The organism is Kitasatospora sp. NPDC056076, from assembly GCF_042266305.1.
In the GTDB taxonomy this organism is placed as follows: domain Bacteria; phylum Actinomycetota; class Actinomycetes; order Streptomycetales; family Streptomycetaceae; genus Kitasatospora.
In genome coordinates, this window is record NZ_JBHJWG010000003.1 from 158887 (window position 1) to 182281 (window position 23395).

A 23395-nucleotide genomic window follows, 5' to 3' on the forward strand; every position below is an offset into this window, starting at 1 on the left:
GTTCCGTACGCGTGGGGAGGACCGGGCGGATGAGCACGGCGGGGGAAACGACGGCCGGGGGCACGGCCGGGGAGTTCGAGGCCGGGGAGGAGCCGGAGAAGCGGGTCACCTGGGCGGAGCTGTACTTCGACCTGGTCTTCGTCTTCGCGATCACCCAGGTCTCCGGACTACTGCACCACCAGCACGACCTGACCGGTCTGGTCCGGGCCCTGGTGGTGTTCGTGCCGGTGTACTGGTGCTGGGTCGGCACCACCGTGCAGGCCAACATCCGCGACGTGGACAACCCGCGCGACCGCCTGGGCATCCTGCTGGTCGGACTGGCCGGCCTGTTCATGGCGCTCGCCGTCCCGGGCGCGTACGGCGGCCGGGGCGTGCTGCTGGGCGCCGCGTACTGGCTGGCCCGGGTGGTGCTGCTGCTCCTGCTGGTGCGCGTCCCGGGGGTGTGGCGCGGTCCGTACGGGGCGGGCGTGCTGGTCAGCGGACCGCTGCTGCTGGCCGGCGGGCTGCTGCCGGACGGGCCGCGGCTGGTGCTGTGGGCGGCGGCCGCGCTCTGCGACCTGGCCGCACCGCTGGTGTTCCGGCGGCGGCTCGCCAAGGTGGCCTACCACCCGTCGCACATGCCGGAGCGGTTCGCGCTGTTCCTGCTGGTGGCGCTCGGCGAATCGGTGGTCGGGATCGGCGGCTCGGCCGCCGCAGCCCGGCTGGACGCTGCCGAACTGGCCGCCGTGGCAGCCGCGTTCACCATCTCGGCCGGGCTGTGGTGGCAGTACTTCGTGTTCGCGGCGGACGCGATGCGGCACGCCGTGGAGGTCGCCGACTCCCGGCGGGACGTGATCCGGCGGGTCTTCCAGTACGGGCACCTGGCCCTGGCGGCCGGGGTGATCGGGGTCGCGGTCGGCTTCGCGGAGACGGTCGCGGACCCGTGGCGGGCGCTCGGCGCCGGACCGGTGGGGCTGCTCTACGGCGGCTGCGGGCTGTACCTGCTGACCTTCGGGTACACCCGCTGGATGATGTTCCGGCTGGTCTCGACCACCCGGATCGTCGCGGCGGTGGTGGTGCTGGGGCTGCTGCCCGCGATGGTGCGGCTGCCGGCCCTGGTGGTGCTGGTGGTGCTGGCCGTGCTGCTGGTGGCGCTCAACGGGGTGGAGCACGTGCGGGTGGGGCGGGCGGCCTCGGCCTCTCCGTCGGATTCGGCCGCTGCGACGGTGTCCGCCCCGGCGCCCGTGGAGTGAGTTGTCGGTGGGGCTGTGTAGCGTTCGGGGTGTAAGAGGGCGGGCGGCGCAGCAGCCGCGGTGTGGGAGGTAGATGTCGTGACGGACACGGTCGAGGCGGGCGTGGTCGAGGCCGGCGAGGGCGGCGGGCTGGAGCTGCCCGAGTCCTGGCGCGCGGTGCTCGGTGCCGAGACGGAGAAGCCGTACTTCGCGGAGCTGGCGGCCTTCGTGGCGGCCCAGCGCGCGGAGCACGAGGTGTTCCCGCCGAGCGGCCAGGAGTTCGCCGCGCTGCAGGCCACTCCGTACGAGAAGGTCCGGGTGCTGGTCCTCGGCCAGGACCCGTACCACGACAACGGCCAGGCCCACGGCATGAGCTTCTCGGTGCTGCCCGGGACGAAGACGCCGCCCTCGCTGCGCAACATCTTCAAGGAGCTGGACGCCGACCTCGGCATCCCGGCCCCCGACAACGGCTACCTGATGCACTGGGCCGAGCAGGGCGTGCTGCTGCTCAACGCGGTGCTCACGGTCCGCGCCCACGAGGCCAACTCGCACAAGGCGAAGGGCTGGGAGAAGTTCACCGACGCGGTGATCAAGGCGGTGAGCGAGCGCGAGGAGCCGGTGGTCTTCGTGCTGTGGGGCAACTACGCCAAGAAGAAGCTGCCGCTGATCGACACCGAGAAGCACGTGGTGGTCCAGGGCGCGCACCCGTCGCCGCTGTCCGCCAAGCTGTTCTTCGGCAGCCGCCCGTTCTCGCAGATCGACTCGGCGCTGGACGGCTTCGGCGGCGAGCCGATCGACTGGCGGGTGCCGGACCTCAAGCAGGGCTGACGCACGATCGTGCCGTAGGTGGCCGTGGCCGGGCGGGGTTCGGATTCCCGTCCGCCCACGGCCACTTGTCGTTCACCGGTGGCGGCCGTCGGCCGGGGCCGGGTGTGCTTAGCTGGTGGCGACCGGTCGCCGGACCGGTTCGACGGGGGTGGGAGTCGGCTCGGAGGGGCGGTACGTGCGCGGGGTGGGACGGGCAGGAACGATGCGGTGGGTCGGGCTGACGGCGGGTCTGGCGCTGCTGACGGTCGCCGGGTGCGGTAGCGGGGGCGGGGTGAACGGACCCGGAGCCTCCGCGGTGTCCGGGGCATCCGGAGCGCCCGGGGCCCCCGGAGGCTCCGCCGGGACTCCGGCGGCCGGCGCCACGGGCCTCAACCAGCTTCCCGGGCAGGCCTTCTACGTCTCCGACCGCACCAACGCCGCCCAGCAGGTCGCGGCGCTGCGCGGCCAGGGCCGTGCGGCCGAGGCCGACACCCTGCTGCGGATCGCGGCCCAGCCCTCCTCCCAGTGGCTCGGTGAACAGAGCGCCCGGGAGATCGCCGACCAGGTGAGCCGCCGGGCCACCGAGGCGGGCCGGACGGCCGTCTTCGTCGCGTACGACATCCCGCATCGGGACTGCGGCCAGTACTCGGCCGGCGGCGCCGCCGACGCGGCCGCGTACCGTTCCTGGATCACCGGCGTCGCCGGGGCCCTCGGCGACCGCAAGGCCTGGGTGGTGCTGGAGCCGGACGCCGTCGCCCACACCCTGGACACCTGCGGGATCAAGGGCGACCTGGCCGCCGAGCGGTACGGCCTGCTGGCCTTCGCCGTGCAGGAGTTGAAGAAGCGTCCGAACGTCCGGGTCTACCTGGACGCGGGCAACCCGGGCTGGGCCCAGGACCCGGACGAGATGGCCGCGGCGCTGCGCAAGTCCGGCATCGCGGCAGCGGACGGCTTCGCCGTCAACGTCGCCAACTTCTACCCGACCGACCGGAACGCGGACTACGGCAACCGGCTCTCCGCCGCCCTCGGCGGCAAGCACTTCGTCATCGACACCAGCCGCAGCGGCAACGGCTCGGCGGGCGCCGAGTCCTGGTGCAACCCGCCCGGCCGGGCCCTCGGCGAGGCGCCGACCACCGAGACCGGGCGGCCCGGGGTCGACGCCTACCTGTGGATCAAGAACCCGGGGGAGTCGGACGGCGAGTGCGGCCGCGGCGAGCCCCGGGCGGGCGAGTTCTGGCTGCCGTACGCGCTCGGGCTGGCGCAGGCGGCGCGCTGAGCGGAGCCGCGCGCCCGGCCCGGTCCGGCGGTGCCCGGCGCGGGCTGTCCGCTCAGCCGCCGACCTGGACCCAGCGGGCGACCGACGGGGTGCCGGCCGCGTCCGTCAGGAACAGCATGTACCAGCCGGGCGGCAGCAGGTTCGGGTTGCCCGGGAGGGTGAGCGAGAGCCCGTCGGCGGTGCGCCCGGTGATGTCCAGCGCGACCGAGCGCTGCTCGACGTCGGTCACGTGGGTCACCGAACTGGGCCGGATCAGCTTGGCGGTGGTCACCGCGTCCGGCCGGGCGGTGCCGATCCGGACGGTGCCGCCGAGCTTCGCCGCCGCGGGCGCGGCCGTCACCTCGGGGCGGTCGCCGTGGTACAGGTACGGCGGGGTGTAGATCTCGATGCGCTGCTCGAAGCCGCCGGGCTGGGTCTCGGCCTTGTCGGCGAACAGCGGGTTGGAGCCCAGGACGGCGACCCGGCCGTCCGGCAGCAGCAGCGCCTCGGAGTGGTAGTCGCGGCCGACGGTGGGCTCGGCGGCGGTGCTGAACGTCCGGGAGTCCGGGTGGTACACCTGGGCCTTGAGCAGGTCGCTGTCGCCCCGGCCGCGGTAGCCGCTGGAGCCGCCGGTGGTGAACACGGTGTCGTCCGGGAGGACCACGCTGTTGAGGTAGCGGGTCCCGCCGGCCGGCAGGTCCGGGCCCGGGACGAAGGCGGGCTCGGGCGCGGACAGGTCGACGATGTCCGTGCGGGCCGTGGACAGCGGGGACTCTCCCACCCCGCCGCCGCCCAGCACCATGACCTTCTGGGCCTGCGCGGGCGGCAGCAGCACCGAGGCGGAGGTCTCGGTCAGGTTCGGGTCGCGCAGGCCGGGGACGGGCCGGAAGCCGTTGGTCGAGAGGTCCCAGAGGCCCGGCTCGCGGCCCTTGTCGGCGGGGCCGTAGCCCGCGTTGGAACCGGAGTAGAAGAGCTTGCCGCTCGCGGTCAGGAAGATCGACGGGTAGGTCGGGAAGTAGCGGTCGGGGGCCTTGGCCCAGGTCCTGGACTTGGGGTCGTAGACCTCGTTGTCGTTGCCGTTGAGGATCAGCCCGGTGTCGTCCAGGCCGGAGACGGTGACCACCCGGCCGTCGCCCAGCCCGGTCAGGGTCGGGTACCAGCGGGCGTGCGCCATGTCGGTGACCTGCTCGTAGAGCTCGGTGTCCGGGTTGAACTCGAAGGCGGAGCGGATGCCCTGGTAGTCCTGCTTGTCCAGGGTCAGCTTCTCGCTCTGCCCGTACAGGTTGTGGGCGTCGACGCCGGTCAGCCCCTTGATCCGGTACTGGGCGGGGGAGTCGCTCACGTAGTCCCGGCCCTCGCCGACCGCCTCGACGAACACGTGCTGCTCGCCGGCCGTGACGACGGTCTGCTTCCCGGCGCCGGTCTTGGTCGCGGCGGGGACGGTCACCTGGACGGTGCTGGCGTACTCCCGGCCGTTCGGGGCGACGAACACGGTGCCCTTGGGGAAGGTGCGGTCGCGCTCCGGGCTCTCGTTGCGCACCCGCATCACGCCGGCCGCCTTCTTCACCGCGCCGTCCAGCTTCTCGTACCGCTGGGTGCCGCCGGCCACCAGCACCCGGCCGTCCGGGAGGGAGGCGTGGCCGCCGCAGAACATGTCGGCGGGGGTGGGTATCAGCTTGTAGCTGTTCTTCGCCGGATCCCAGAGCAGGCTCTTGAAGGTGCCCGCGTTGAACTGCTTCTCGTCGTTGCCGGAACCGGCCACGATCAGCACCTTGCCGGTGCGCAGCAGGGTGGCGTGGACGGCGTTGACCCGGAACGCGGCGGGCAGCGACAGGGTCTGCCAGTGGCCGTACTGCGCCTTGTACTCGGGGCGGTTGATCACGTACTGGTGGTACTGGTCGCCGGCGAAGCCGAGGACGGCCGGGGCGTTCATCCCGGCGACGGTCAGCGCGACGGTGCTGCCGAGGGCGAAGCGCTTGGTGCGGCCGGTCTTGTGGATCTTCACGGTGGGTGGTCCCCTCAGGAGGCGGGCGGGACGGGGGCGGGGCGGCTCAGCGGGTGGGTGTGCTCTCGGCGCTCTCGGGGCTCTCGACGTGGTCGGCGTTCTCGACGTGGTCGGGCGCCGGGTCGTCGGGCCGGACGAGGCGGAGCGTGACCGTCGGGGCGTCGGGCGCGGGCGCTCGGAGGGTGAGGGTCGGGCTGTCGAGCGCGTCGGGCCGGGGTGGCGCCGGTGCCGCTGCCCCTGCCCCTGCTGCTGCTGCCGCCGGTCCGGTGCGGCCGAGGGCGTGGCGCGGGCGGCGCTTCTCCAGCAGGACCTTGGGGGCCGCCGTCGGGTCGCCGGTCACGGTCAGGGTGGCGGTGGGACGGGTGCGCAGCCGGCGGACGGCGTCGCCCGCCGAGATCAGCAGCGGCAGTACGGTCAGCCCCAGGGCGATGCAGGCCCAGGTGCGCATCGCCACGTGGTCGTAGCCGGTGTGGAAGGACGCGGCGACGGCGCCGCCGAACACCACCGCCCAGAACAGGTGGTAGCGGAAGGTGCCGAGCCGGTCGGCGCTGGCCTCCCGGCCCTTGGGCGTCACCACGAAGCCGCTGCGGCGGCGCACCAGCGTCTGGAGCAGCGAGGCCGCGTACACCGGGCCGCAGAGCGCCGACATCACCATGCCCGCGACCCCGGAGGAGCCGGCCGGCTCGTGCGGGCTCACGTTGTGCTTGCGGTTCCAGGTGTAGAGCAGGAGCTGGAGCGCGGCGGCGTCGCTGTAGAGCATCATCCAGAGCTCCGAGGAGACGTGCACGCCGGAGGCGCCGAAGCCCAGGTAGAGCACGCTGGACACCCCGCCGAGCAGCCAGGTGAGCGCCGCCATCGGGTAGAAGCCCACCATCAGCGTGTAGTTGAGCAGTCGGCCGGGCGACAGCCGCCAGAGCACCCGCCAGTACTGGGTGAGCAGGGTCTCGTAGGTGCCGCGGCTCCAGCGCAGTTGCTGGGAGAAGAAGTCGGTCCAGGAGGACGGGCCCTCGCCGACGGCGAGGACGTCCGGGGTGTACACGGACTTCCAGTTCTCCCCGGTCTCCGGGTTCCGGTTGCGGTGGAACTCCAGACCGGTCGCCATGTCCTCCGTGACGGAGTCGTACAACCCGCCGATCGACCGGAGCGCGTGGATTCGGACGGCGTTGTTGGTGCCGACGAACATCGGTGCGCCGTAACGGTTTCCGGCGCGCTGGATGAGTGCGTGGAAGAGGAACTGCTGGCTCTCGGAGAATTTGGTGACGGCCGAACCCGAGCTGCGGTAGTTCCCGTACACCTGAGGTCCGACCACGAATGCCACGTCCGGATCGCGGAAGTAGCCGAGCATGCGCTCGCAGAAGTCGGGCAGCGGCACGTGGTCGGTGTCGACGGACACCCAGAAGTCGTAGTCGTCGCCGTGGGCCTGGAGCCAGGCGTTGTAGTTGCCGTGCTTCGACCGGGCGCGGAACCGCCCCTTCGGCCGGTTCCAGTGCGGCCGGCCGGAACGGGTGAAGTGGTGGACGCCCAGCTCGGCGCAGAGGGCGCGCATTGCAGGATCGTTTCCCTCGTCCAACAGCCAGACGTCGTACGGTCCTTCGTGCCGGACGTCGCGCGCCGCCACCAGCGTGGCCCGCACCATCTCCGGCGGCTCCTTGCCGGGCACGCAGGTGGTGAGGAACGCGACCCGGGTGCCGGACTCCGGCGTCACCGGTATGGGGTCCCGGGCCACCAGGGTGGCGTGGGTGTTGGACACCACGTTGACCAGCCGGAACAGCTCGACCACCGCGATGATGCCGATCATCACCTTGTCCCCGAGCAGCACCAGGACATCGGTCTCGTCCGGGCGTTCCGGCCAGTGCTCCGGCAGCAGCAGCCAGACCAGCAGGACCACCTCCACCAGCGGGGCCGCCACCAGCAGCAGGGCGGCCCGTAACCGGTGCGGATCGTGCCGCAGCAGGCTCCGGTACTGGACCCGGTACGGGGTGTTCGGCCGCGCGCCCTCGTCCGTACCCGGCTGCGCGGCTGCGGACGCCCGCGCACCGTCCGGCTCCGGCCGGTACACGCCGCCACCGAGCTCCCGGTCCTCGTCCGGATCGACGGCCGGGCCCGCCAGACGGCTGAAATGGCCGTAGTCGTACGGCGCTTCGGGCACCGGCTCGGTGCGCAGCGCGGCCTCGTCGAGCTGCCCCGCGCCCCGGCGGCGGCTTCGGCCCGATCGGTCCTCGCGGGCCGTTCCGGCGCCCCTCCGTCGCGTGGACGGGTCGGTCATGACGTGCTCCCCCCGGAGTTCTGCGGCTTGCTGTGCTCGGCGGCGCTCGCCTCGCCCCGGAGCCGCCCGGGCAGAACGCGATACCGGGAATCCCGTACCGGGAACCCGATACGTGGAGTGTGTGCGACCGGATCGGTTGCGGGCCGGCACGACGGCTTCGAATGCGGGATCCCGGCGCACCGTCCAGCTTCCCCACCGGGCGTTACGGGATCCTTGGCTTGCTCAACTCTCCTGGAGCGTAACGCCGATCGCAACAGTTCCACACGACGATCGCTGCTCAGGCGTCAAGATGCCACGATTCCCGGCCACGGTGGCTCGCGATGGTGCTAATGCGGGGGAATTCGGCACGACGGTGAGTGGACGGTGCCACAGCGGGTATGCGAACGGCCGGACCGCCGAGGGGAGTTGTCGCCCCAGGTGCGGTCCGCCCGGGTGCGGAGGCCGGGCCGGGCCACCGGGGGACGGCGGCGGGCCCGCGGTATGTCGACCGGAGCCACAGCGGGGTGCGTCGCTGCGTCGCCCGGCCACATGTCGCCGGTCCCACCGCACACCTACGGTTCCGACATCCACCCTGCGGGCGCCCGGCCCGCCCCACCGGAGGTACTCCCGCGTGAGCCAGTTCCCCTTGCAGCCCGAGGAGTCGACCGTCCCCGTACCCGGCGGGGACCTGGCCGTCCTGCGGTGGCCCGCCGACCGGCCGGGGGCCCCGACGGTCGTGGCGGTGCACGGGATCACCGCCAACGGCCTCGCCTGGTACGAGGTCGCCCGCCGGCTCGCCGGGCGGGTCACCCTGCTCGCGCCCGACCTGCGGGGGCGCGGCGCCAGCCGGTCGGTCGCCGGACCGTACGGGCTGGCCCGGCACGCCGACGACGTGGCCGCGCTGATCACCGGCCTCGGTGCCGGACCCGTCACGGTGGTCGGCCACTCGATGGGCGCCTGGGTCACCGCCCTGGCCGCCGTCCGGCACCCCGGACTCGTCCGCCGGGTCCTGCTGGTGGACGGTGCGCTGAGCTTCCCGCTCCCCGAGGGCGTCCGCGAGGAGGACGCCCTGGCTGGGGTGCTCGGCCCCGCGTTGGCCCGGCTGTCGATGACCTTCCCGGACCGCGCCGCCTACCGGGAGTTCTGGCAGCGCCACCCGGCCTTCGGCGGCGGCTGGTCCGACGGCGTCGACGCCTACACCCAGCGCGACCTGGTCGGCGCCGAGCCCGAACTGCGCTCCTCCTGCGTCCTGGAGGCCGTACAGACCGACGGCGCCCAGGTCCTGCTGGACGGTGAGGCGGCCGGGGCCGTGCACCGGCTGCCCTGCCCGGCCGAACTGCTCTGGGCGGAACGCGGCCTGCTCGACGAGCCGCAGGGCCTCTACGACCGGCAGCGGATCGGACTGTCCGGGCTGGACCGGGAACGGGTGCCGGCCTCGCCCGTGCCGGACACCAACCACTACTCGATCCTCTGGGGCGGGGCCGGGGCCGGGCTCATCGCCCGCAAGCTGCTCGCGGACGTCCCCGCGGCCGGCTAGGCCCGGAGGGACGTCCTGCCGCCCGGGTCCGGCCCGCCCCAAGCCCGGCCCGTCAGCCCGCTGCGCCGAGGAAGCTCTCCCAGCCGCCGGACGGCGCCTGGCCGACGTTGAGGGTGCGCAGCTTGCGCAGGGTCGACTGGTCCTGCACCTCCAGCCATTCGACCAGCTGCTTGAAGGAGACCAGGCGGACGTCGGGCTTGCCCGCGATCGACTTGAGGGCCTCCTCGACGGCGTCCATGTAGATGCCGCCGTTCCACTGCTCGAAGTGGTTGCCGACGAAGAACGGCGCGCGGTTGCTGTTGTAGGCGCGGTCGAACCCGGCCAGGTAGGAGTTGGTCGCCTGGGTGCGCCAGTCGTTGTACTTGGACGGGTCGCCCTTGGTGCTGCCGCTGGACTGGTTGGCCAGGATGTTGTAGTCCATCGACAGGACCTGGAAGGTGTGTCCGGGGAAGGGTATGGACTGGAGCGGGAAGTCCCAGATCTTGCCGTCCTGCACCTTCTGCGGCCATATCTGCAGCCCGCCGGAGGAGCTCGCGTCGTACTTCCAGCCCAGCTTCGCGATGGTCGGCAGCAGCGCCTTCTGGCCCTCCAGGCACGGGGTGCGGCCGCCGATGAGCTCCTTCTTGTAGTCGAAGGGCAGCGGGTCGACGTCGGTGAAGCCGGTGTTGGTCCGCCACTGGGTGACGAAGGAGACCGCCTGGTCGATCTCGCTCTGCCAGTCGTCCGGGGTCCACATGTTGACCCCGTTCTTGTCCGGGCGGCTGGAGCAGAAGTGCCCGTTGAAGTGGGTGCCTATCTCGTGGCCGGCGAGCCAGGCCTGGCTGATCAGCTTGAGGGTGCTCTTGACCGCGCCGTCCGACAGGTACGGGATGTCGGAGGCGCCGACCGCGTGCTTCGGCGGGTGGTACAGCTGCGACTTGCCCTTGGGCAGGGCGTAGATGCCGGAGAGGAAGAAGGTCATGGTGGCCTTGTACTGCTCCGCCAGCTTGAGGAAGCGGGGGAACTGGCCGTCGTCGGTGCCGCCCGCGCCGTCCCAGGAGAAGACCACGAACTGCGGCGGGCGCTCGCCCGGCTTGAGCTTCTCGGGCTTGGGCTGGTTCGGCTGCGGACCGGTGTCCGCGTTGGACCCGTCGCCGATCGGGGCGCCCTTGGGCACCACCGCCTGGGTCGGGTCGGTGGTGCCGCTCTGGCCGGCGTCGGCGTTGCCGCCGGAGGAGGGTGAGCTGGAGTTCTGCCCCGAACCGGATCCGCCGCTGGAACAGGCCGAGACCGCGCCGAGGGCCGCGGTCGCGGCGGTCGCACTGAGCACCGTCCTGCGCGAGATGCTGGTCATGGTCTCCCCTGGGTGCCGATCGGCCGGTGGTGAGGGCGGTCCGGGCCGCACCGGTCAAATCGGGCAATTGATGAATATTCCGCCGTTAGCATGTCATGTCGCCGCAGCGGCTTCCAAGGTCGCCGGGCTCCGACGACAGTGAACACGCCGGGGGCGCCCGGCCGGGCTGCAGGAATTCGTCGTCTGTTGCGGTCCTGTGACGCTTCGCATCGCGTGCCGTCAGGGGAGTACGGTACCGCCGCTCGGCCGACACCGGTCAGAGTTCGTCAGCGCTCGTCGGGGGCTTCGCCCGTACGGGACAATTGTGCTCCTGGCAGCCCCCGCGGCCCGGCCGTGGCCCGGCTAGGTCCGGCCCGGGCGCGTCCGCACCTCGTCGGACGCCACCGGTCGTTCCGGGGACGGCTCAGAGCACGGCCAGCCGCCGGTGGCGGCGCACTACCCGCGCGATCGCGGTGCTGACGGCGGTGGCCGCCGCGCAGGAGACCGCCAGGCTCAGCCAGGCGGTGTTGAACCAGTGGCTGTTCAGCCAGCCCAGCGTCACGATGTACGCGGCCCAGACCAGTGCCGCCAGCGCCGACCAGTGCAGGAAGCGGTGCGGGTGGGCGGGGGAGTGGCCGATGGCCAGGTCCAGGACGGTCCGCCCGGCCGGCACGAACCGTGCGACCACCACCATCGCGGCCGCCCCGGCATGCGGGCGTTCGAGCAGCGACTGCTGGACCCTGGTCACGCTGGCCGCCAGTTTCGGGCGCCGGGCGAGCCGGCGCTGCAGCAGCGGGGCCCCGCGCCGGGCCAGGTGGAGCAGGAGGACGTCCCCCAGGAAGGAGGCGACCGCCACGCCCAGGCCGAGCAGCACCGGGGCGCCGTTGATCTGAGCCGTCTTGAGCACGGCCAGGATGACCAGCGTGCCGCTCGGGATGAAGGGGAGCAGCGCGTCGCCGAGTACGGCGAAGAGCGCAAGGGCGCAGATCCACGAGGATCCGATCGCCGCCACGAAGTTCAAGGCCCTACTCCCTCCACGCCGCCCTGGTGGAGCAGGTGGCTCTGGGGCCAACGCTAGCGCCTCGACTTTTCATGCCATGAAGCACCCCGGTGCGCCGGAGGTCACAGTGGACGGCCACGGCCTGCGGATCCCGTCCCGGAGAACGGTCCCCGACGTGCTCGAATCTCATTCGAATCTCATCCGGGCCGTCCCTGCACCGCCCTCGGACCACGCCGACATCCGACGGTCGGTACGGGAACAGCGAGCCCCCGGCCGTGGTTGACGCCGGTCGGCAGCGACCGCCGGGCCGTCCGGGACCCGCGGTCGCCGATGACGCCCGGCTCGGAGCAGAGCCGGACCACGACAGCCAGGAGGCGGACGGCATGACCACCGAGGACCAGCACGAGCACGGAACCGGGCCCGCGGCCGACGAGGCGATCCGGGGCACCGCCCGCGGCACGGCTCCCGCTCCGCTCTCGATCCTCGACCTGGCCACCGTCGGCGTCGGCCACACACCCAGCGAGGCCCTGGCCGCCACCACCGAACTGGCCCGCCGCGCCGAGCAGTGGGGCTACCACCGCTTCTGGGTCGCCGAGCACCACGGCATGCCCGGAGTGGCCAGCTCCACCCCGGCCGTCCTGCTCGCCCACCTCGGGGCCAACACCACCACGCTGCGGCTCGGTTCGGGCGGTGTCATGCTGCCCAACCACGCCCCGCTGGCCATCGCCGAACAGTTCGGCCTGCTGGAGGCCCTGCACCCCGGCCGGATCGACCTCGGCCTCGGCCGCGCCCCCGGCACCGACCAGGCCACCGCCCGGGCGCTGCGCCGCGGCGTCTCCGAGGGCGCGGACGACTTCCCGCTCCAGCTCTCCGAGCTGACCCACTTCCTCGACGGGGACTTCCCCTCCGGTCACCCCTACGAGCGGCTGACCGCCGTGCCCAAGGGCGAGGGCCGCCCGCCGGTGTGGCTGCTCGGTTCCTCCGGTTTCAGCGCCCAGCTGGCGGGCCGCCTCGGCCTCCCCTTCGCCTTCGCCCACCACTTCAGCAGCGCCAACACCGTTCCGGCCCTGGACCTGTACCGGACGTCCTTCCGCCCGTCCGCCGTCCTCGACGAGCCGTACGCGCTGATCGGCGTGAGCGCCGTCGCCGCCGAGGACGAGAGCGCCGCCCGCCGCCTCGCCCGTTCCGCGGCGCTCGGCATGCTCCGGCTGCGGCGCGGCAACCCCGGCCCGATCCCCACCCCGGAGGAGGCCGAGGAGTACCCGTACAGCCCGGTCGAGGCGGACTTCGTCGACAACTGGCTGGACAACGTGGTGCTGGGCGACCCGGGCCAGGTCGCGGACGGCCTGGAGGCCCTGCGCAAGCGGACTGGCGTGGACGAGCTGATGGTCACCTCGCACATCCACGGCCACGAGACCCGGCTCCGCTCCTACGGGCTGATCGCCGAGGCCTACGGCCTGACGGGACCGGCCTGACGGCGGACCCCCGCTCCGGCCCCGCCCCGCCCCGCCGCCTAGCGGCCGCTCGGGGCGGGGCGGCCCTCACGGAGTATCGCCGCGACGAGTTCGGCCTCGCCCGGCCGGGCGAAGTACCAGCCCTGGGCGGTGTCGCAGCCGGTGAGCCGGAGCCGCTCGGCCTGGGCGGCGCTCTCGATGCCCTCGGCGGTGACGGTCAGCCCCAGGGTGTGGGCCAACTGCACCATGGCGCCGACGATCTGCTCGTCCGCGTCGCTGCGCCGGGACCGGAGCTCCGGGACGGCCGACCGGTCGGCCGTCGACGCCGCCGTGCCCGCCGTCGTCGCCGCTGCGCTCAGGACCGCGGCCGGGGCCGGGTCCCGGAAGCCCTCGATGAACGTTCCGTCGAGTTTCAGGACGTGCACCGGCAGCCGGGACAGGTAGGCCAGGTTGGAGTAGCCGGTGCCGAAGTCGTCGATCGCGATCCGCACGCCCATGTCGGCGAGCGCCTGCAGGGCCTGCAGCGGGCGGCCGCCGGGGCCGAGCAGGGCGCTCTCGGTGATCTCCAGTTGCAGCAGCCGGGCGGGCAGGCCGGTGCTTTCGAGGGCGCGGGCGACGTCGGCGACGACGTCGGAGTCCCAGATCTGGCGGGCCGCCAGGTTGACGCTCACGAAGGTCTCGGTGTCCGGGAACTCGGTGAGCCACTGCCGGGCCTGGCGGCAGGACTCCTCCAGCACCCACTTGCCGAGCGGCACGATGGCGCCGGACTCCTCGGCGAGCGGGATGAAGCGGTCGGGGGAGAGGGTCCCGTAGCGGGGGTGGCGCCAGCGGACGAGCGCCTCGGCGCCTCGCACCGTGCCGTCGGCCAGGCCGACCAGCGGCTGGTACTCGATGGTGAACTCGCCACGCTCCAGGGCCGGCCGCAGCGCGGTGGCGAGGAGCTGGCGGGTCAGCTGGTGGGCTCCGCGGTCCGGGTCGTAGAGGGTCCAGCGGGCGCGGCCGTCGGCCTTGGACCAGTAGAGGGTGGCGTCGGCGTCCTTGACCAGGTCGGTCGGGGTGGTCTCGTGCACCGACCGTTCGACGACGCCGACGCTGGCGGTGATCACCAGCCGGTGCCCGGCGACGTCGAAGGGACGTTCCAGCAGCTCCAGGATCCGCCCGGCCAAGGCGGTCAGCTGCTCGCTGCCGTCGCTGTCGGGGACCAGGACGGCGAACTCGTCGCCGCCCATCCGGGCCACCAGGTGGGCGTCCTGCCCGGCGGTGTCGGCAGCCTCGGCGGCGTGGGCGGCGTGGGCGGGGCCGGTGAGTCCGCGCTGGAGCCGGGTGGCGACGGCGATCAGCAACTGGTCGCCGATGTGGTGGCCGAGGGTCTCGTTGATCGCCGCGAAGCCGTCGAGGTCCAGGTAGCAGACGCCCACCCGGCGCACTTCCACCGCGGTTTCCGCGGCTCGGCCGGACCTCTCGGCGGCCGGCAGGCAGGCGGCGTCGAGCCGCTCGAAGAAGGAGGTCCGGTTGGGCAGCCGGGTCAGTGGATCGTGCAGGGCCTGGTACTCCAGGCGGTCCCCGAGCCGGCGCTGCTCGGTGAGGTCCTCGACCAGCGCCAGGGTGTAGAGCGGCTGCCCGGCGGGGTCCCGGATCAGCGAGACCGTCACCTTGCTCCAGACCGTGCGGCCCTCGCGGTGCCGGAGCTGCTTCTCCACGCGGAACCGTTCCCGCTCGCCGTGGACGAGCCCGTCGAAGAGCCGGTGCGGCAGGCCTTCCGGGTCGATGATCTCGTGCAGGTGGATGCGGGCCAGCTCGCCGACGCCACGGCCGATCAGGGCGGCGAAGGCGGGGTTGACCTCGATGATCCGGTCCTCGGGGTCGATCAGGGCCATGCCGATGACGGCATCGCAGAAGGCGGCCCGGAAGCGGGACTCGCTGGCCCGGAGGGCCGCCAGCAGTCGGTCGGTCCCGCCGCCCGTCCGGTCGGTGCCGGCCGGTCCGCCCGGGTGCGCACCGTCGGCCAACGGGGCCGAGCAGGTGGGGCAGAGCCGCACCTCCGGGTAGGCGCCGACCGGTGCGGCGAGGCCCACCGGTTCGAGGCCCACCTGATCGAGGCCCACCGGTTGGAGGACCGGCGCGGTGAGGAGGCGGTGGTGGGACGAGCGGTGGTGTGACGATTCCTCGTGTCGCACGCCTGGGTGGTGTGCGTCGGCCCCCTCGTTCTGGCCCGGCACGGCATGCTCCCGTCCGCTGCTGACGCTTGACGATGGTCTGCCTGGCCGGTCGGGATCCCGGCGGCCGGCTCCGCACTCTGTCGGGGCCTCGGGGCCGGTCCGCTGCGGGGCGTCCGCCGTGGGGCGCTGTCGCGCGGGGACCCGGGTGGAGAACAGGGCGCTGCGGCCGATCATAGGCCGCGACGGCAACGCGCCGTGACCGCCGGCAGGGTGATTCGCCCCGTTTGTGATCATGCGTGGTGGAACGTTCGGACGCCCCCGGTACACCTCACATGAGGTGCACCGGGAGCGCGTGCGCCGCTGGCGCGCCCCCGGACGCCGGTTGCGCGCCGGGTGCGGGGTCGGAGTGCGCCCCGGACGGGCCGGGGCGGCGGTCAGGCCAGCTTGGCGGTGAGGGTGATGGTGGTGCCGGTCAGGGCCTGGCTGACCGGGCAGTTGGCCTTCGCGTCCTCGGCGGCCTTCACGAAGCCGGCCTCGTCCAGTCCGGGCACCGCACCGGTGACGGTCAGGTGGATCCCGGTGATGCCGGTGCCGGGCTGGAAGGTGACGTCGGCCTGGGTGTCCAGCGTGGTGGGCGGGTTGCCGGCCTTGGCGAGGCCGTTGGAGAGGGCCATCGAGAAGCAGGCGGAGTGGGCGGCCGCGATGAGTTCCTCGGGGCTGGTCTTGCCGTTGGGCTCCTCGGCGCGGGCCGGCCAGGAGACGGGGTACTCGCCGATCCCGGAGGAGGCGAAGGTCACCTGCCCCTTGCCGTGCAGGAGGTCGCCCTCCCAGGCCGTGCGGGCGGTGCGGGTGGTTGCCACGATCGGTTCCTCCAGTGCTGAGGGACTGCTGAGTCGTCACGTCCGGTCATGCACGCACCAGACTAGGGGAAGCCCCGCCGTGGAGCCGGGTGGCCGCCGGCGCCTCCTCCCGCCGTCCGGATGCTGGACGGTTCCCCGGACGGTGCCGGTCCGGTGCGGGAGCCCTGTTAGATTTGCCGGGGTCCGAGCCCGGCCGCCGTACGGTCGGGTGACCACCCCAGACACCGGGAGCCGCCCCGATGACGGACCAGCCCACGACCCCCGCCGCCGGCGCGCCCGAGGGGATCGACGACGCGGTGCGGGCCGAACTGACCAGCCTGCGCGAGAGCATCGACAACATCGATGCCGCGGTGGTCCACATGCTGGCCGAGCGCTTCAAGGCGACCCAGCGGGTCGGCCGCCTCAAGGCCGAGCACAAGCTGCCGCCGGCCGATCCGGCCCGGGAGCGGGACCAGATCAAGCGGCTGCGGGAGCTGGCCGCCGGGGCCAAGCTCGACCCGGTCTTCGCGGAGAAGTTCCTGAACTTCATCATCGCCGAGGTCATCAGGCACCACGAGGCCATCGCCCGCGCCTGAACCCGGCCGAGCGGTCGCTGCGGACCTCCTGCACGTCTCCTCCGGACCTGCTCCGGACGTGTTCCGAGGTGCCGCCGCGATGTCGGAGGCGGCTAAGTCCCGGATTTCGTGCGGCTCCCCGGTTGGCGTAGCGTGCAGGTTTCCCCAGCCGGAGAGGTGGAGCAGCGACGATGGCGGTGAACCTGCCCGAAACGCCGAGCGGAGCTCCCAGCGGATCCGCCGTACCAGCCGCCCGGGACGTCCAGGACGGACCGCCCGCTCCGGGCGCGTCCGGTGGGCGCGCCGAGGCCCGCCGCCGGGCCGGGGGGTCGCGCGGCCGCAAGGCCCGCCGGGCGGGGCGCCGTCCCCGGCCGTGGTGGATCGAGATACCGGCGATGGCGGCGGTCGGCCTGCTGGTCGCCCTGCTGATCAAGACCTGCCTGTTCCAGGTCTTCACCATCCCGTCCGGTTCGATGGAGAACACCCTGCGGGTCGGTGACCGGGTCGGCGTGAACAAGCTCGCGCCGCTGACCGGTTGGACGCCGGAGCCGGGGCAGCCGGTGGTGTTCAAGGACCCGGGGAACTGGCTGCCGCCGCAGCCGGTCGACACCAACCCGTTGACCAACACCGTGAGCTCGGTGCTGAGCTTCGTCGGGCTGGTGCCGCCGAAGGACGACAACTACCTGGTCAAGCGGGTCATCGCGACCGGCGGCCAGACCGTGCAGTGCACGGGCACCACGCTGACCGTGGACGGCAGGAAGGTCGACGAGCCGTACCTCCACCCCGGCGACGACTCCTGTGCGGGGCTGGACTTCGGCCCGGTGAAGGTGCCCTCGGGCTACATCTGGGTCGAGGGCGACCACCGCAGCGACTCGGCGGACTCGCGCTGGCACCGGCAGGGGCCGGGCGGCGGCGCCGTGCCGGTGGGCAACGTGGTGGGCCCGGTGTCGGCCGTGGTGTGGCCGGTCAGTCACCTCGACTGGTTCGGCTGGACCGGCCGCTGACCCCGGCCGCCGCCTCGACCGCCTCGACCGCCTCGACCGGCTCCACCGCCTCGACCGGCTCCTCCGTCTCCGCCACCGCCGGTCGGCTCGTCTGCGCGACGAAGGCGCCCGCCAGGACCAGCAGACCGCCCGCGACCTGCGGCAGCCCCAGGTGCTCGCCGAGCAGGACCCAGGCCAGCACGGTGGCGACCACCGCCTCCAGGTTGGCCACCACCCCCGCGATCGGCGGCGAGAGGTACCCGACGGAGACCACGCCGGTCAGGTAGGCGAGCACGGTCGCGATCAGGACCATCCAGGCGGCGGGGATCAGGGCGGGCAGGCTGTGCCCGTTCATCACCACGGACCCGCCCAGCAGGCCCCAGTCGGCCTGCCAGGGCCGGGTGAGGACGGTGAGCAGGACGGCGCCGACCAGCAGCCCGTACGCGCTGACGGCCAGCGGGTCGACCGGGCGGTCGCCCCGGCGGCCGGCGTCGGCGAGCAGGAAGTAGCCGACCTGGCAGCAGGCCGCGCCGAGGGCGAACAGCACGCCCAGCGCGTCGAAGCCCAGGCCGTTCCAGACCTCCACCACGCAGGCCAGCCCGGCCACCGCGACGCCGGCGCCGACGGCCGCGCCCCGGCTGATCGGCTTGCGCTGCACGAACTTGACGTAGCCGATCAGCAGCGGCGGCCCGAGGTACTCGATGAGCAGGGCGACGCCGACCGGGATGCGGGAGATCGCGGCGAAGTAGCAGGCCTGGACGCCGGCCACGGCGAGCAGGCCGAAGCCGATCAGCAGGCCGGGGCGGCGCAGGACGGCGTCGCGGTGCCGGTAGGCGATCGGGAGGAGGGCTACGGCCGCCCCGGTGACCCGGAGCCACACCACGTGCAGGGGGGAGAGTCCGGCCTCGATCAGTGGCTTGGCCGCGGTGCCGGAGCCGCCGAAGGCGAAGGCGGAGACCAGCGCGAGGCCGAGGCCGAGGGTTCTGCCCGAAGGGAGGGTGGGCGAGGCCGTTGATCTGTGCACTGGCGCATTGTGACAGTCGTACCGATGTCGCGGTAAGGCGCCATTTCGGCATTTGGTCCTGGTCTGAACTGTCCGTAGAGGCGCGGTGACGCACCTCGGCCGGACCGCCGACCCGAGGTCGGTGGTCCGGCCGAGATGCGCGCGCGGCGCGGGCGGAGCGGGGCGGCGATCAGCCCCCGGATCCCGTCCCCGTACCGGTGCCCCCGCCCGCCTCGCCGGTGGGCTGGGTGGTGGGCTGACCGGTGGGGTCGGTGGTCGGCTTGGTGGTCGGCGTCGGCTTGGTCGTCGGTCGGCCGGTGGGCCGTGAGGTGGGCTGGGTGGTCGGGGCGGTGGTGGGGGCGGTGGTCGGACCGGTGCCCGTCCCGCCGGAACCGGAGTCGCCGCCCGAGCCGGTGCCGGTGGAGCCGGTGCCCGAGCCGTCGCCCTGCTGGCTGCCCGCGCCGGTGGTCGGCGTGGCGCTGCCGGTCGAGGGGGTGCTGCTCGGCGTGCTCGGGGACGTCGGCAGGTCGGAGGCGCCGGAGTCGCCGCCGTCCGCCGGGGTCGGGAAGTCGCTGACCGGCTGGCCCTTGAGCGCGGCCTTCATGTAGGCGGTCCAGATCTGGGCCGGGAACTGGCCGCCCGCGGCGCCGTTGATCCCGCCGACGCCGCTCAGGCTGACCTGGGCGCCGGTGCCCGGGTCCTGGCCGAACAGCGCGACCGAGGTGACCAGCTCGGGGGTGTAGCCGACGAACCAGACGGACTTCTGGTCGTCGGTGGTGCCGGTCTTGCCCGCGACCGGGCGGCCCAGCGCCTGGGCCCGGAAGCCGGTGCCGCCCGGGTCGCTCACGACGCCCTGGAGCATCGAGGTGACCTGGTTGGCGGTGTCCGCGCTGATCGCCTGGGTGGTCTTGTGCGCGGGCAGCTGCACGGCCTCGCCGGCGCGGTCCACCGACTGCACCAGCCACGGGGTGATCTGCTTGCCGCCGTTGTCCAGGGTGGCGTACACGCCGGCCATGTCGAGCACGCTCGGGGTGGCCGCACCCAGCGGGATGGAGGGCACCGGGTCCAGGCCCGGGGTGCCGGCGGGCAGGCCCAGCGCGATGCCGGTGTCCTTGACCTTCTGCAGCCCGGTGTCCTGCGCGAGCTGGGCGAACACCGAGTTCACCGACTTGTCGATGGCCTGCTGCAGGGTGATCTGGCCGTAGCTGACGTCGCCCTCGTTCGGCGGCGCGTACGGGGTGCCCTTGCCGCCGCGGACCTTACGGCCGCTGGTGCCGTCGTAGACGGTGCGCGGGGTGACGGTCCGGCCGTCCTGGGTCTTGGCGTTGTTCTCGAAGGCGGCGGCCAGCGCGATCGCCTTGAAGGTCGAACCGGCCTGGTAGTCGCGCCGGGTCGCGTTGTCCACGTAGTGCTTCACGTAGTCGACGCCGCCGTACAGGGCGACCACCGCACCGGTCTTCGGGTCGACGGAGACGGCGCCGGCCTGGGCGGCCGCGTCCTTCTTCCGCTTGTCCGGGTTCAGGGTGTCGTGCAGCTGCGCCTGGACGGAGTCCTGGAGGGCCTGCTGGCGGGTCGGGTCGATGCTCAGCTTGATCGTGTAGCCGCCCTTGGCCAGCTCGGTCTCGCTGATGATGTTGTTCGAGGTCAGGTACTGGGTGGCCGCGTTCACCAGGTAGCCGGACTGGCCGGACAGGCCCGGGTTGGGCTGCGGGTCCTTGACGTCCGGGAAGGTGTCCTTGGCCCGCTCGTCGGCGCCGAGCCAGCCCTCCTTGACCATGCCGTCCATGACGTAGTTCCAGCGGTTGACGGCGTTCTGCTTGCCCGCCGGGGTCGCGGTGGCCACGTCGTAGGCGCTCGGGGCGTTCAGCAGGGTGGCCAGGTAGGCGCCCTGGGCCGGGCTGAGTGCGGAGGCGTCGATGCCGAAGTACGCCTGGGCGGCGGCCTGGATGCCGTAGGCGCCGCGGCCGTAGTACGAGGTGTTCAGGTAGCCGGAGAGGACGTCGTCCTTGCTCTCGGTGGCGTCCACCTTGATGGCGATGAAGAGCTCCTTCACCTTGCGGGTGACGGACTGCTTCTGGTCCAGGTACGTGTTCTTCACGTACTGCTGGGTGATGGTGGAGCCGCCCTGGGTGCCCTCGCCCTTGGCGGTGTTGAGGGCGGCCCGGACCAGGCCCTGCACGTTGACGGCGCCCTCGTTGTAGAAGTTGCGGTCCTCGGCGGCCAGCGCCGCGTGCTGGGCGGCGGGGGAGACCTTGTCCAGGCCGACGTTCTGCCGGTTGGTCTGGCCGGTGCGGGTGATCACCGAGCCGTCGGAGTAGAGCCAGGTGTTGCTCTGCGCGGTCGCCGCGGCGTGCGCGTCGGGCACCTTCACCAGCGCGACCCCCAGGGCGAACAGGCCGACGCCGAGCAGCAGCGCCGAAGCGAGGCCGAGCAGCGTCATCCGCCAGGTGGGTATCAGCCGGCGCCAGCCGGTGCGCTTGGGGCGGCGCGGCTTCTTGCCGCCGGGGGTGGGGGTGGAGCGCTTGAGTCGCTTGACCGGCGGGAGGCCGATCGGCGGCCGGCCGCTCTGGGCGTTTCGGAACAAGGCGCGGCCTTTCCTGCGGGCGGACCGGGCCAGCCTGCACGGACGGGGACATCGGCGGTTAGGGACCTTTGTCCCGATTCCGGTTTACTGCCCTGGACGAGCCGGGCGGGCCCCATGGCTCCACCGGAACGGCAATCGAGACCGACATCACACATAAAACGGACATCGAGGGCCAAAAAATCGGGGAGCCCCTCGCTGCTGCGAGAGGCTCCCCAACTGTCTGTGCGCCGCCAGGGACTCGAACCCCGGACCCGCTGATTAAGAGTCAGCTGCTCTAACCAACTGAGCTAGCGGCGCCTGCTGACCTGGAAAACAATACACGGTTCCCGGGGGTGCCTCGCACCGCGGCGGTTCCGCCAGGCTCCGGGGTGACCGTTTCCTCCCGGTTGGGGCGGAGTTCCTGCCCGGTTAGGGTGGAAACGTGCCCAGCCCTCCGCCCGGACACCCCCGCCCCCGAACCCACCCGCGGCCGCCCTCCCGGCGCCGTCGGCCGTCGGACCGGCGCGCGCGGACCGCGGTCGCCGCCCTGCTGCTGCTCAGCGCGGTGGCGTACACCGCGTGGGTGCTGGAGGTCGTGCTCAGCACCGGGCTCGACCCGGTGCAGGCGTACATCAGCGAACTCGCCGCCGAGGACCAGCCGCTCGGCGGTCTCTTCCGGGCCACCGACCTCGCGGCCGGGCTCAGCGTGCTCGCCGCCGCCCTCACCGCCCTCGCCACCGGGCAGGCCCGGAACGCCGCGCCACCCGGTCGACGCGCCGCGGCCCCCGGCCAGGACCGTTCGGCCCCCGGCCGGGACCGCTGGGCGCTGGTCGGCTGGTCCGCCCTGGCCCTGTTCGGCGCCGCCACCGCCGCCGACTCCCGGCTGCCGCTCAGCTGCGCCCCCACCAGCGACGAGATGTGCGCGGCCCGGGAGACCGCCGGACTGGTCCCCGCCACCCACACCGCCCACGCCGTCACCAGCAGCCTCGCCATGCTGGGCGCGCTCACCGCACTGGTCGCGCTCACCGTCCTCGCCCGCCGACGGCACCGCTGGCCGGCGGTGCGCCGGCTCGGGCCCTGGCTGCTCGGCGCCGAACTGCTGGCCACCGGCTGGAGCCTCGGCGCGATCGCCGCCTTCCAGGCCGGTCGCGGCACCTGGGCGCTCGGTGCCGGGCAGCGGTTGCAGGTGCTGCTGGTCGCGCTCTGGCTGGCCGTCCTGGCCGTGGCCGTCGCCCGCTCGTCCGACCCGCAGGCGCTGCCCGCCCCGGAGGCCCAGGGCAACCAGGGCGCCCAGGACACCCAGGACACGCCGGGCACCCCGGAGGCCGCCGACCGGAGACCGACGTGAGCGCGCCCGCGGTCCGCGCCCGCTTCCTGCGCGTCGACGGCGTCCCGCTGCACGTCCGTACCGAGGGCAGCGGCCCGCTCTGCCTGCTCACCGGCGGCCTCGGCAGCAGCTGGTTCGACTGGGACCTCGTCGTCCCGTTCCTCACCCCGTACCGCACCGTGGTCCGCTTCGACCGGCCCGGTTACGGGCTCAGCGCCGCCGAACCGGCCACCGGGCGGCGGCCCGCCCCGACGGTGGCCGGCGAGGCCGACCGGATCCGCGCGGTGCTGGACGGCCTCGGGCTGGGCGGGCCCTGCACGGTGGTCGGCCACTCGCTCGCGGGCTTCCACGCGGAGGCCTTCGCCCGGCTGCACCCCGAGCGGACCGCCGGGCTGGTCCTGGTCGACGGCAGCGTCGAAGCGGCGGCCCGCCCGTACCCGGCACCGGCCGTACGGGACCTGGCGGCCCGGGCGGTGGCGGGTGCCGCGACCGCCCTCGCCGTCCCGTACCTGCTCGGCCCGACCGCCCGCCGGGTGACCGCCCGGCTGTCCACCGTCCGCCGGGAGGACCTGGCCCCGCCGCCGCTGGTCCGGCACTGCTACCGCACCGGACGGGCACTGCGCGCGCTGCTCCGGGAGAACGGGCGCTACCTCGACATGGCCGCCGAGCTGGACGCGCTGCGCCGGGCCCGGCCGCTGCCCGAGGACCTGCCGATCACCGTGCTGGCCGCCGACGACGGCTGCCGGACCAGCCGGGCCGAGTCCTGGCTGGCCGACCAGCGGGGGCTCGCGACGCTGCTCGGGGCGGACTTCCGGACCACGGCGCCGGCCGGGCACCTGGTGATGTTCGACCGTCCGGACGCGGTGGCCTCCGCCGTCCTCGACACCCGCTGACGGCGCCGGAAGCACGGAAACGCCTGGAAACGCCGGAAGGCCCTTCGCTCTCGCGAAAGGCCTTCCGGCTGTCTGTGCGCCGCCAGGGACTCGAACCCCGGACCCGCTGATTAAGAGTCAGCTGCTCTAACCAACTGAGCTAGCGGCGCTTGCTGACGTGGAAGACAGTACACGTCGGCAAGCCGTTCTGCCGAATCGTATGCGGCCGGTCACCGGAGGTGAGGATT

At 73.3% G+C, this 23395-nt stretch carries 17 protein-coding genes and 2 tRNA genes; 9 read left to right on the forward strand and 10 right to left on the reverse strand.

All coding sequences use genetic code 11. The annotated features are described in order from the left end of the window. Window positions 1-29 precede the first annotated feature (29 nt). The 3 genes from ACFC1T_RS04150 to ACFC1T_RS04160 all read left to right on the forward strand — a co-directional run bounded on the left by ACFC1T_RS04150 (window position 30) and on the right by ACFC1T_RS04160 (window position 3294). Window positions 30-1232, forward strand: a complete 1203-nt coding sequence (locus ACFC1T_RS04150) for a low temperature requirement protein A (protein WP_375883264.1) — start codon at window positions 30-32, stop codon at window positions 1230-1232. A 78-nt stretch (window positions 1233-1310) separates the two neighbouring features. Next, window positions 1311-2039, forward strand: coding sequence for a uracil-DNA glycosylase (locus tag ACFC1T_RS04155; protein ID WP_375883267.1), 729 nt, complete (start codon window positions 1311-1313; stop codon window positions 2037-2039). A gap of 295 nt (window positions 2040-2334) precedes the next feature. Continuing rightward, the gene (locus tag ACFC1T_RS04160) at window positions 2335-3294 is read left to right on the forward strand and encodes a glycoside hydrolase family 6 protein (protein ID WP_375883269.1); all 960 of its coding nucleotides are present in this window, start codon (window positions 2335-2337) and stop codon (window positions 3292-3294) included. 52 nt (window positions 3295-3346) lie between these two features. On the opposite strand, the gene ACFC1T_RS04165 is transcribed toward ACFC1T_RS04160, so the two are convergent. Together ACFC1T_RS04165 and ACFC1T_RS04170 are read right to left on the reverse strand one after the other, a co-directional pair. Continuing rightward, window positions 3347-5278 carry a galactose oxidase-like domain-containing protein gene (locus ACFC1T_RS04165; protein WP_375883272.1) on the reverse strand — a complete coding sequence of 644 codons (1932 nt, stop codon included), beginning with the start codon at window positions 5276-5278 and terminating at the stop codon, window positions 3347-3349. 46 nt (window positions 5279-5324) lie between these two features. Continuing rightward, window positions 5325-7544 carry a glycosyltransferase family 2 protein gene (locus tag ACFC1T_RS04170; RefSeq protein WP_375883274.1) on the reverse strand — a complete coding sequence of 740 codons (2220 nt, stop codon included), beginning with the start codon at window positions 7542-7544 and terminating at the stop codon, window positions 5325-5327. Between the two features lie 610 nt (window positions 7545-8154). Between ACFC1T_RS04170 and ACFC1T_RS04175 the strand changes: the two genes are divergently transcribed. Next, the gene (locus ACFC1T_RS04175) at window positions 8155-9060 is read left to right on the forward strand and encodes an alpha/beta fold hydrolase (protein ID WP_375883276.1); all 906 of its coding nucleotides are present in this window, start codon (window positions 8155-8157) and stop codon (window positions 9058-9060) included. Between the two features lie 52 nt (window positions 9061-9112). On the opposite strand, the gene ACFC1T_RS04180 is transcribed toward ACFC1T_RS04175, so the two are convergent. Continuing rightward, the gene (locus tag ACFC1T_RS04180; protein ID WP_375883278.1) at window positions 9113-10393 is read right to left on the reverse strand and encodes a hypothetical protein; all 1281 of its coding nucleotides are present in this window, start codon (window positions 10391-10393) and stop codon (window positions 9113-9115) included. Window positions 10394-10796: 403 nt separating this feature from the next. Next, window positions 10797-11384, reverse strand: a complete 588-nt coding sequence (locus ACFC1T_RS04185; protein WP_375883467.1) for a DedA family protein — start codon at window positions 11382-11384, stop codon at window positions 10797-10799. A gap of 371 nt (window positions 11385-11755) precedes the next feature. Here ACFC1T_RS04185 and ACFC1T_RS04190 point away from each other — a divergent pair, with 371 nt between their 5' ends. Next, a complete protein-coding gene (locus ACFC1T_RS04190; protein ID WP_375883281.1) occupies window positions 11756-12847 on the forward strand; it encodes an LLM class flavin-dependent oxidoreductase in 1092 nt (363 codons plus the stop codon). A gap of 38 nt (window positions 12848-12885) precedes the next feature. On the opposite strand, the gene ACFC1T_RS04195 is transcribed toward ACFC1T_RS04190, so the two are convergent. Continuing rightward, window positions 12886-14865: a putative bifunctional diguanylate cyclase/phosphodiesterase gene (locus ACFC1T_RS04195; RefSeq protein WP_375883470.1), complete on the reverse strand. Its 1980-nt coding sequence runs from the start codon at window positions 14863-14865 to the stop codon at window positions 12886-12888. 554 nt (window positions 14866-15419) lie between these two features. Further along, window positions 15420-15845, reverse strand: a complete 426-nt coding sequence (locus ACFC1T_RS04200; RefSeq protein ID WP_375883282.1) for an OsmC family protein — start codon at window positions 15843-15845, stop codon at window positions 15420-15422. Between the two features lie 239 nt (window positions 15846-16084). On the opposite strand from ACFC1T_RS04200, the gene ACFC1T_RS04205 reads away from it, so the two are divergent. Next, window positions 16085-16420 (forward strand): chorismate mutase, encoded by a 336-nt coding sequence (locus ACFC1T_RS04205; RefSeq protein WP_375883284.1) that lies wholly within the window; start codon window positions 16085-16087, stop codon window positions 16418-16420. Window positions 16421-16590: 170 nt separating this feature from the next. After that, complete coding sequence (gene lepB / locus ACFC1T_RS04210; protein WP_375883287.1) at window positions 16591-17403, forward strand: signal peptidase I; 813 nt, start codon at window positions 16591-16593, stop codon at window positions 17401-17403. On the opposite strand, the gene ACFC1T_RS04215 is transcribed toward lepB, so the two are convergent. The 3 genes from ACFC1T_RS04215 to ACFC1T_RS04225 all read right to left on the reverse strand — a co-directional run bounded on the left by ACFC1T_RS04215 (window position 17366) and on the right by ACFC1T_RS04225 (window position 21266). Then, window positions 17366-18406, reverse strand: a complete 1041-nt coding sequence (locus ACFC1T_RS04215; protein ID WP_375883290.1) for a DMT family transporter — start codon at window positions 18404-18406, stop codon at window positions 17366-17368. The two genes, lepB and ACFC1T_RS04215, sit on opposite strands and share 38 nt — an antisense overlap. A 169-nt stretch (window positions 18407-18575) precedes the next feature. Next, on the reverse strand, window positions 18576-20969 hold the full coding sequence (locus tag ACFC1T_RS04220) for a transglycosylase domain-containing protein (RefSeq protein ID WP_375883292.1): 2394 nt from the start codon (window positions 20967-20969) through the stop codon (window positions 18576-18578). A gap of 223 nt (window positions 20970-21192) precedes the next feature. After that, window positions 21193-21266: transfer RNA gene (locus ACFC1T_RS04225), tRNA-Lys, on the reverse strand. 124 nt (window positions 21267-21390) lie between these two features. Here ACFC1T_RS04225 and ACFC1T_RS04230 point away from each other — a divergent pair. Further along, complete coding sequence (locus ACFC1T_RS04230; RefSeq protein ID WP_375883294.1) at window positions 21391-22296, forward strand: DUF998 domain-containing protein; 906 nt, start codon at window positions 21391-21393, stop codon at window positions 22294-22296. Continuing rightward, on the forward strand, window positions 22293-23168 hold the full coding sequence (locus ACFC1T_RS04235; protein ID WP_375883296.1) for an alpha/beta fold hydrolase: 876 nt from the start codon (window positions 22293-22295) through the stop codon (window positions 23166-23168). The genes ACFC1T_RS04230 and ACFC1T_RS04235 overlap by 4 nt, the downstream gene beginning before the upstream one ends. 75 nt (window positions 23169-23243) lie before the next feature. Here ACFC1T_RS04235 and ACFC1T_RS04240 read toward each other — a convergent pair. Then, window positions 23244-23317: transfer RNA gene (locus tag ACFC1T_RS04240), tRNA-Lys, on the reverse strand. Between the last annotated feature and the right edge of the window lie 78 nt (window positions 23318-23395).

What these genes read in the sequence shown, in the direction of transcription:
- ACFC1T_RS04180 (WP_375883278.1), bottom strand. Translation starts at nt 10,393, where the DNA reads ATGACCAGCATCTCGCGCAGGACGGTGCTCAGTGCGACCGCCGCGACC.
- ACFC1T_RS04150 (WP_375883264.1), top strand. Translation starts at nt 30, where the DNA reads ATGAGCACGGCGGGGGAAACGACGGCCGGGGGCACGGCCGGGGAGTTC.
- ACFC1T_RS04170 (WP_375883274.1), bottom strand. Translation starts at nt 7,544, where the DNA reads ATGACCGACCCGTCCACGCGACGGAGGGGCGCCGGAACGGCCCGCGAG.
- ACFC1T_RS04205 (WP_375883284.1), top strand. Translation starts at nt 16,085, where the DNA reads ATGACGGACCAGCCCACGACCCCCGCCGCCGGCGCGCCCGAGGGGATC.
- lepB (WP_375883287.1), top strand. Translation starts at nt 16,591, where the DNA reads ATGGCGGTGAACCTGCCCGAAACGCCGAGCGGAGCTCCCAGCGGATCC.
- ACFC1T_RS04190 (WP_375883281.1), top strand. Translation starts at nt 11,756, where the DNA reads ATGACCACCGAGGACCAGCACGAGCACGGAACCGGGCCCGCGGCCGAC.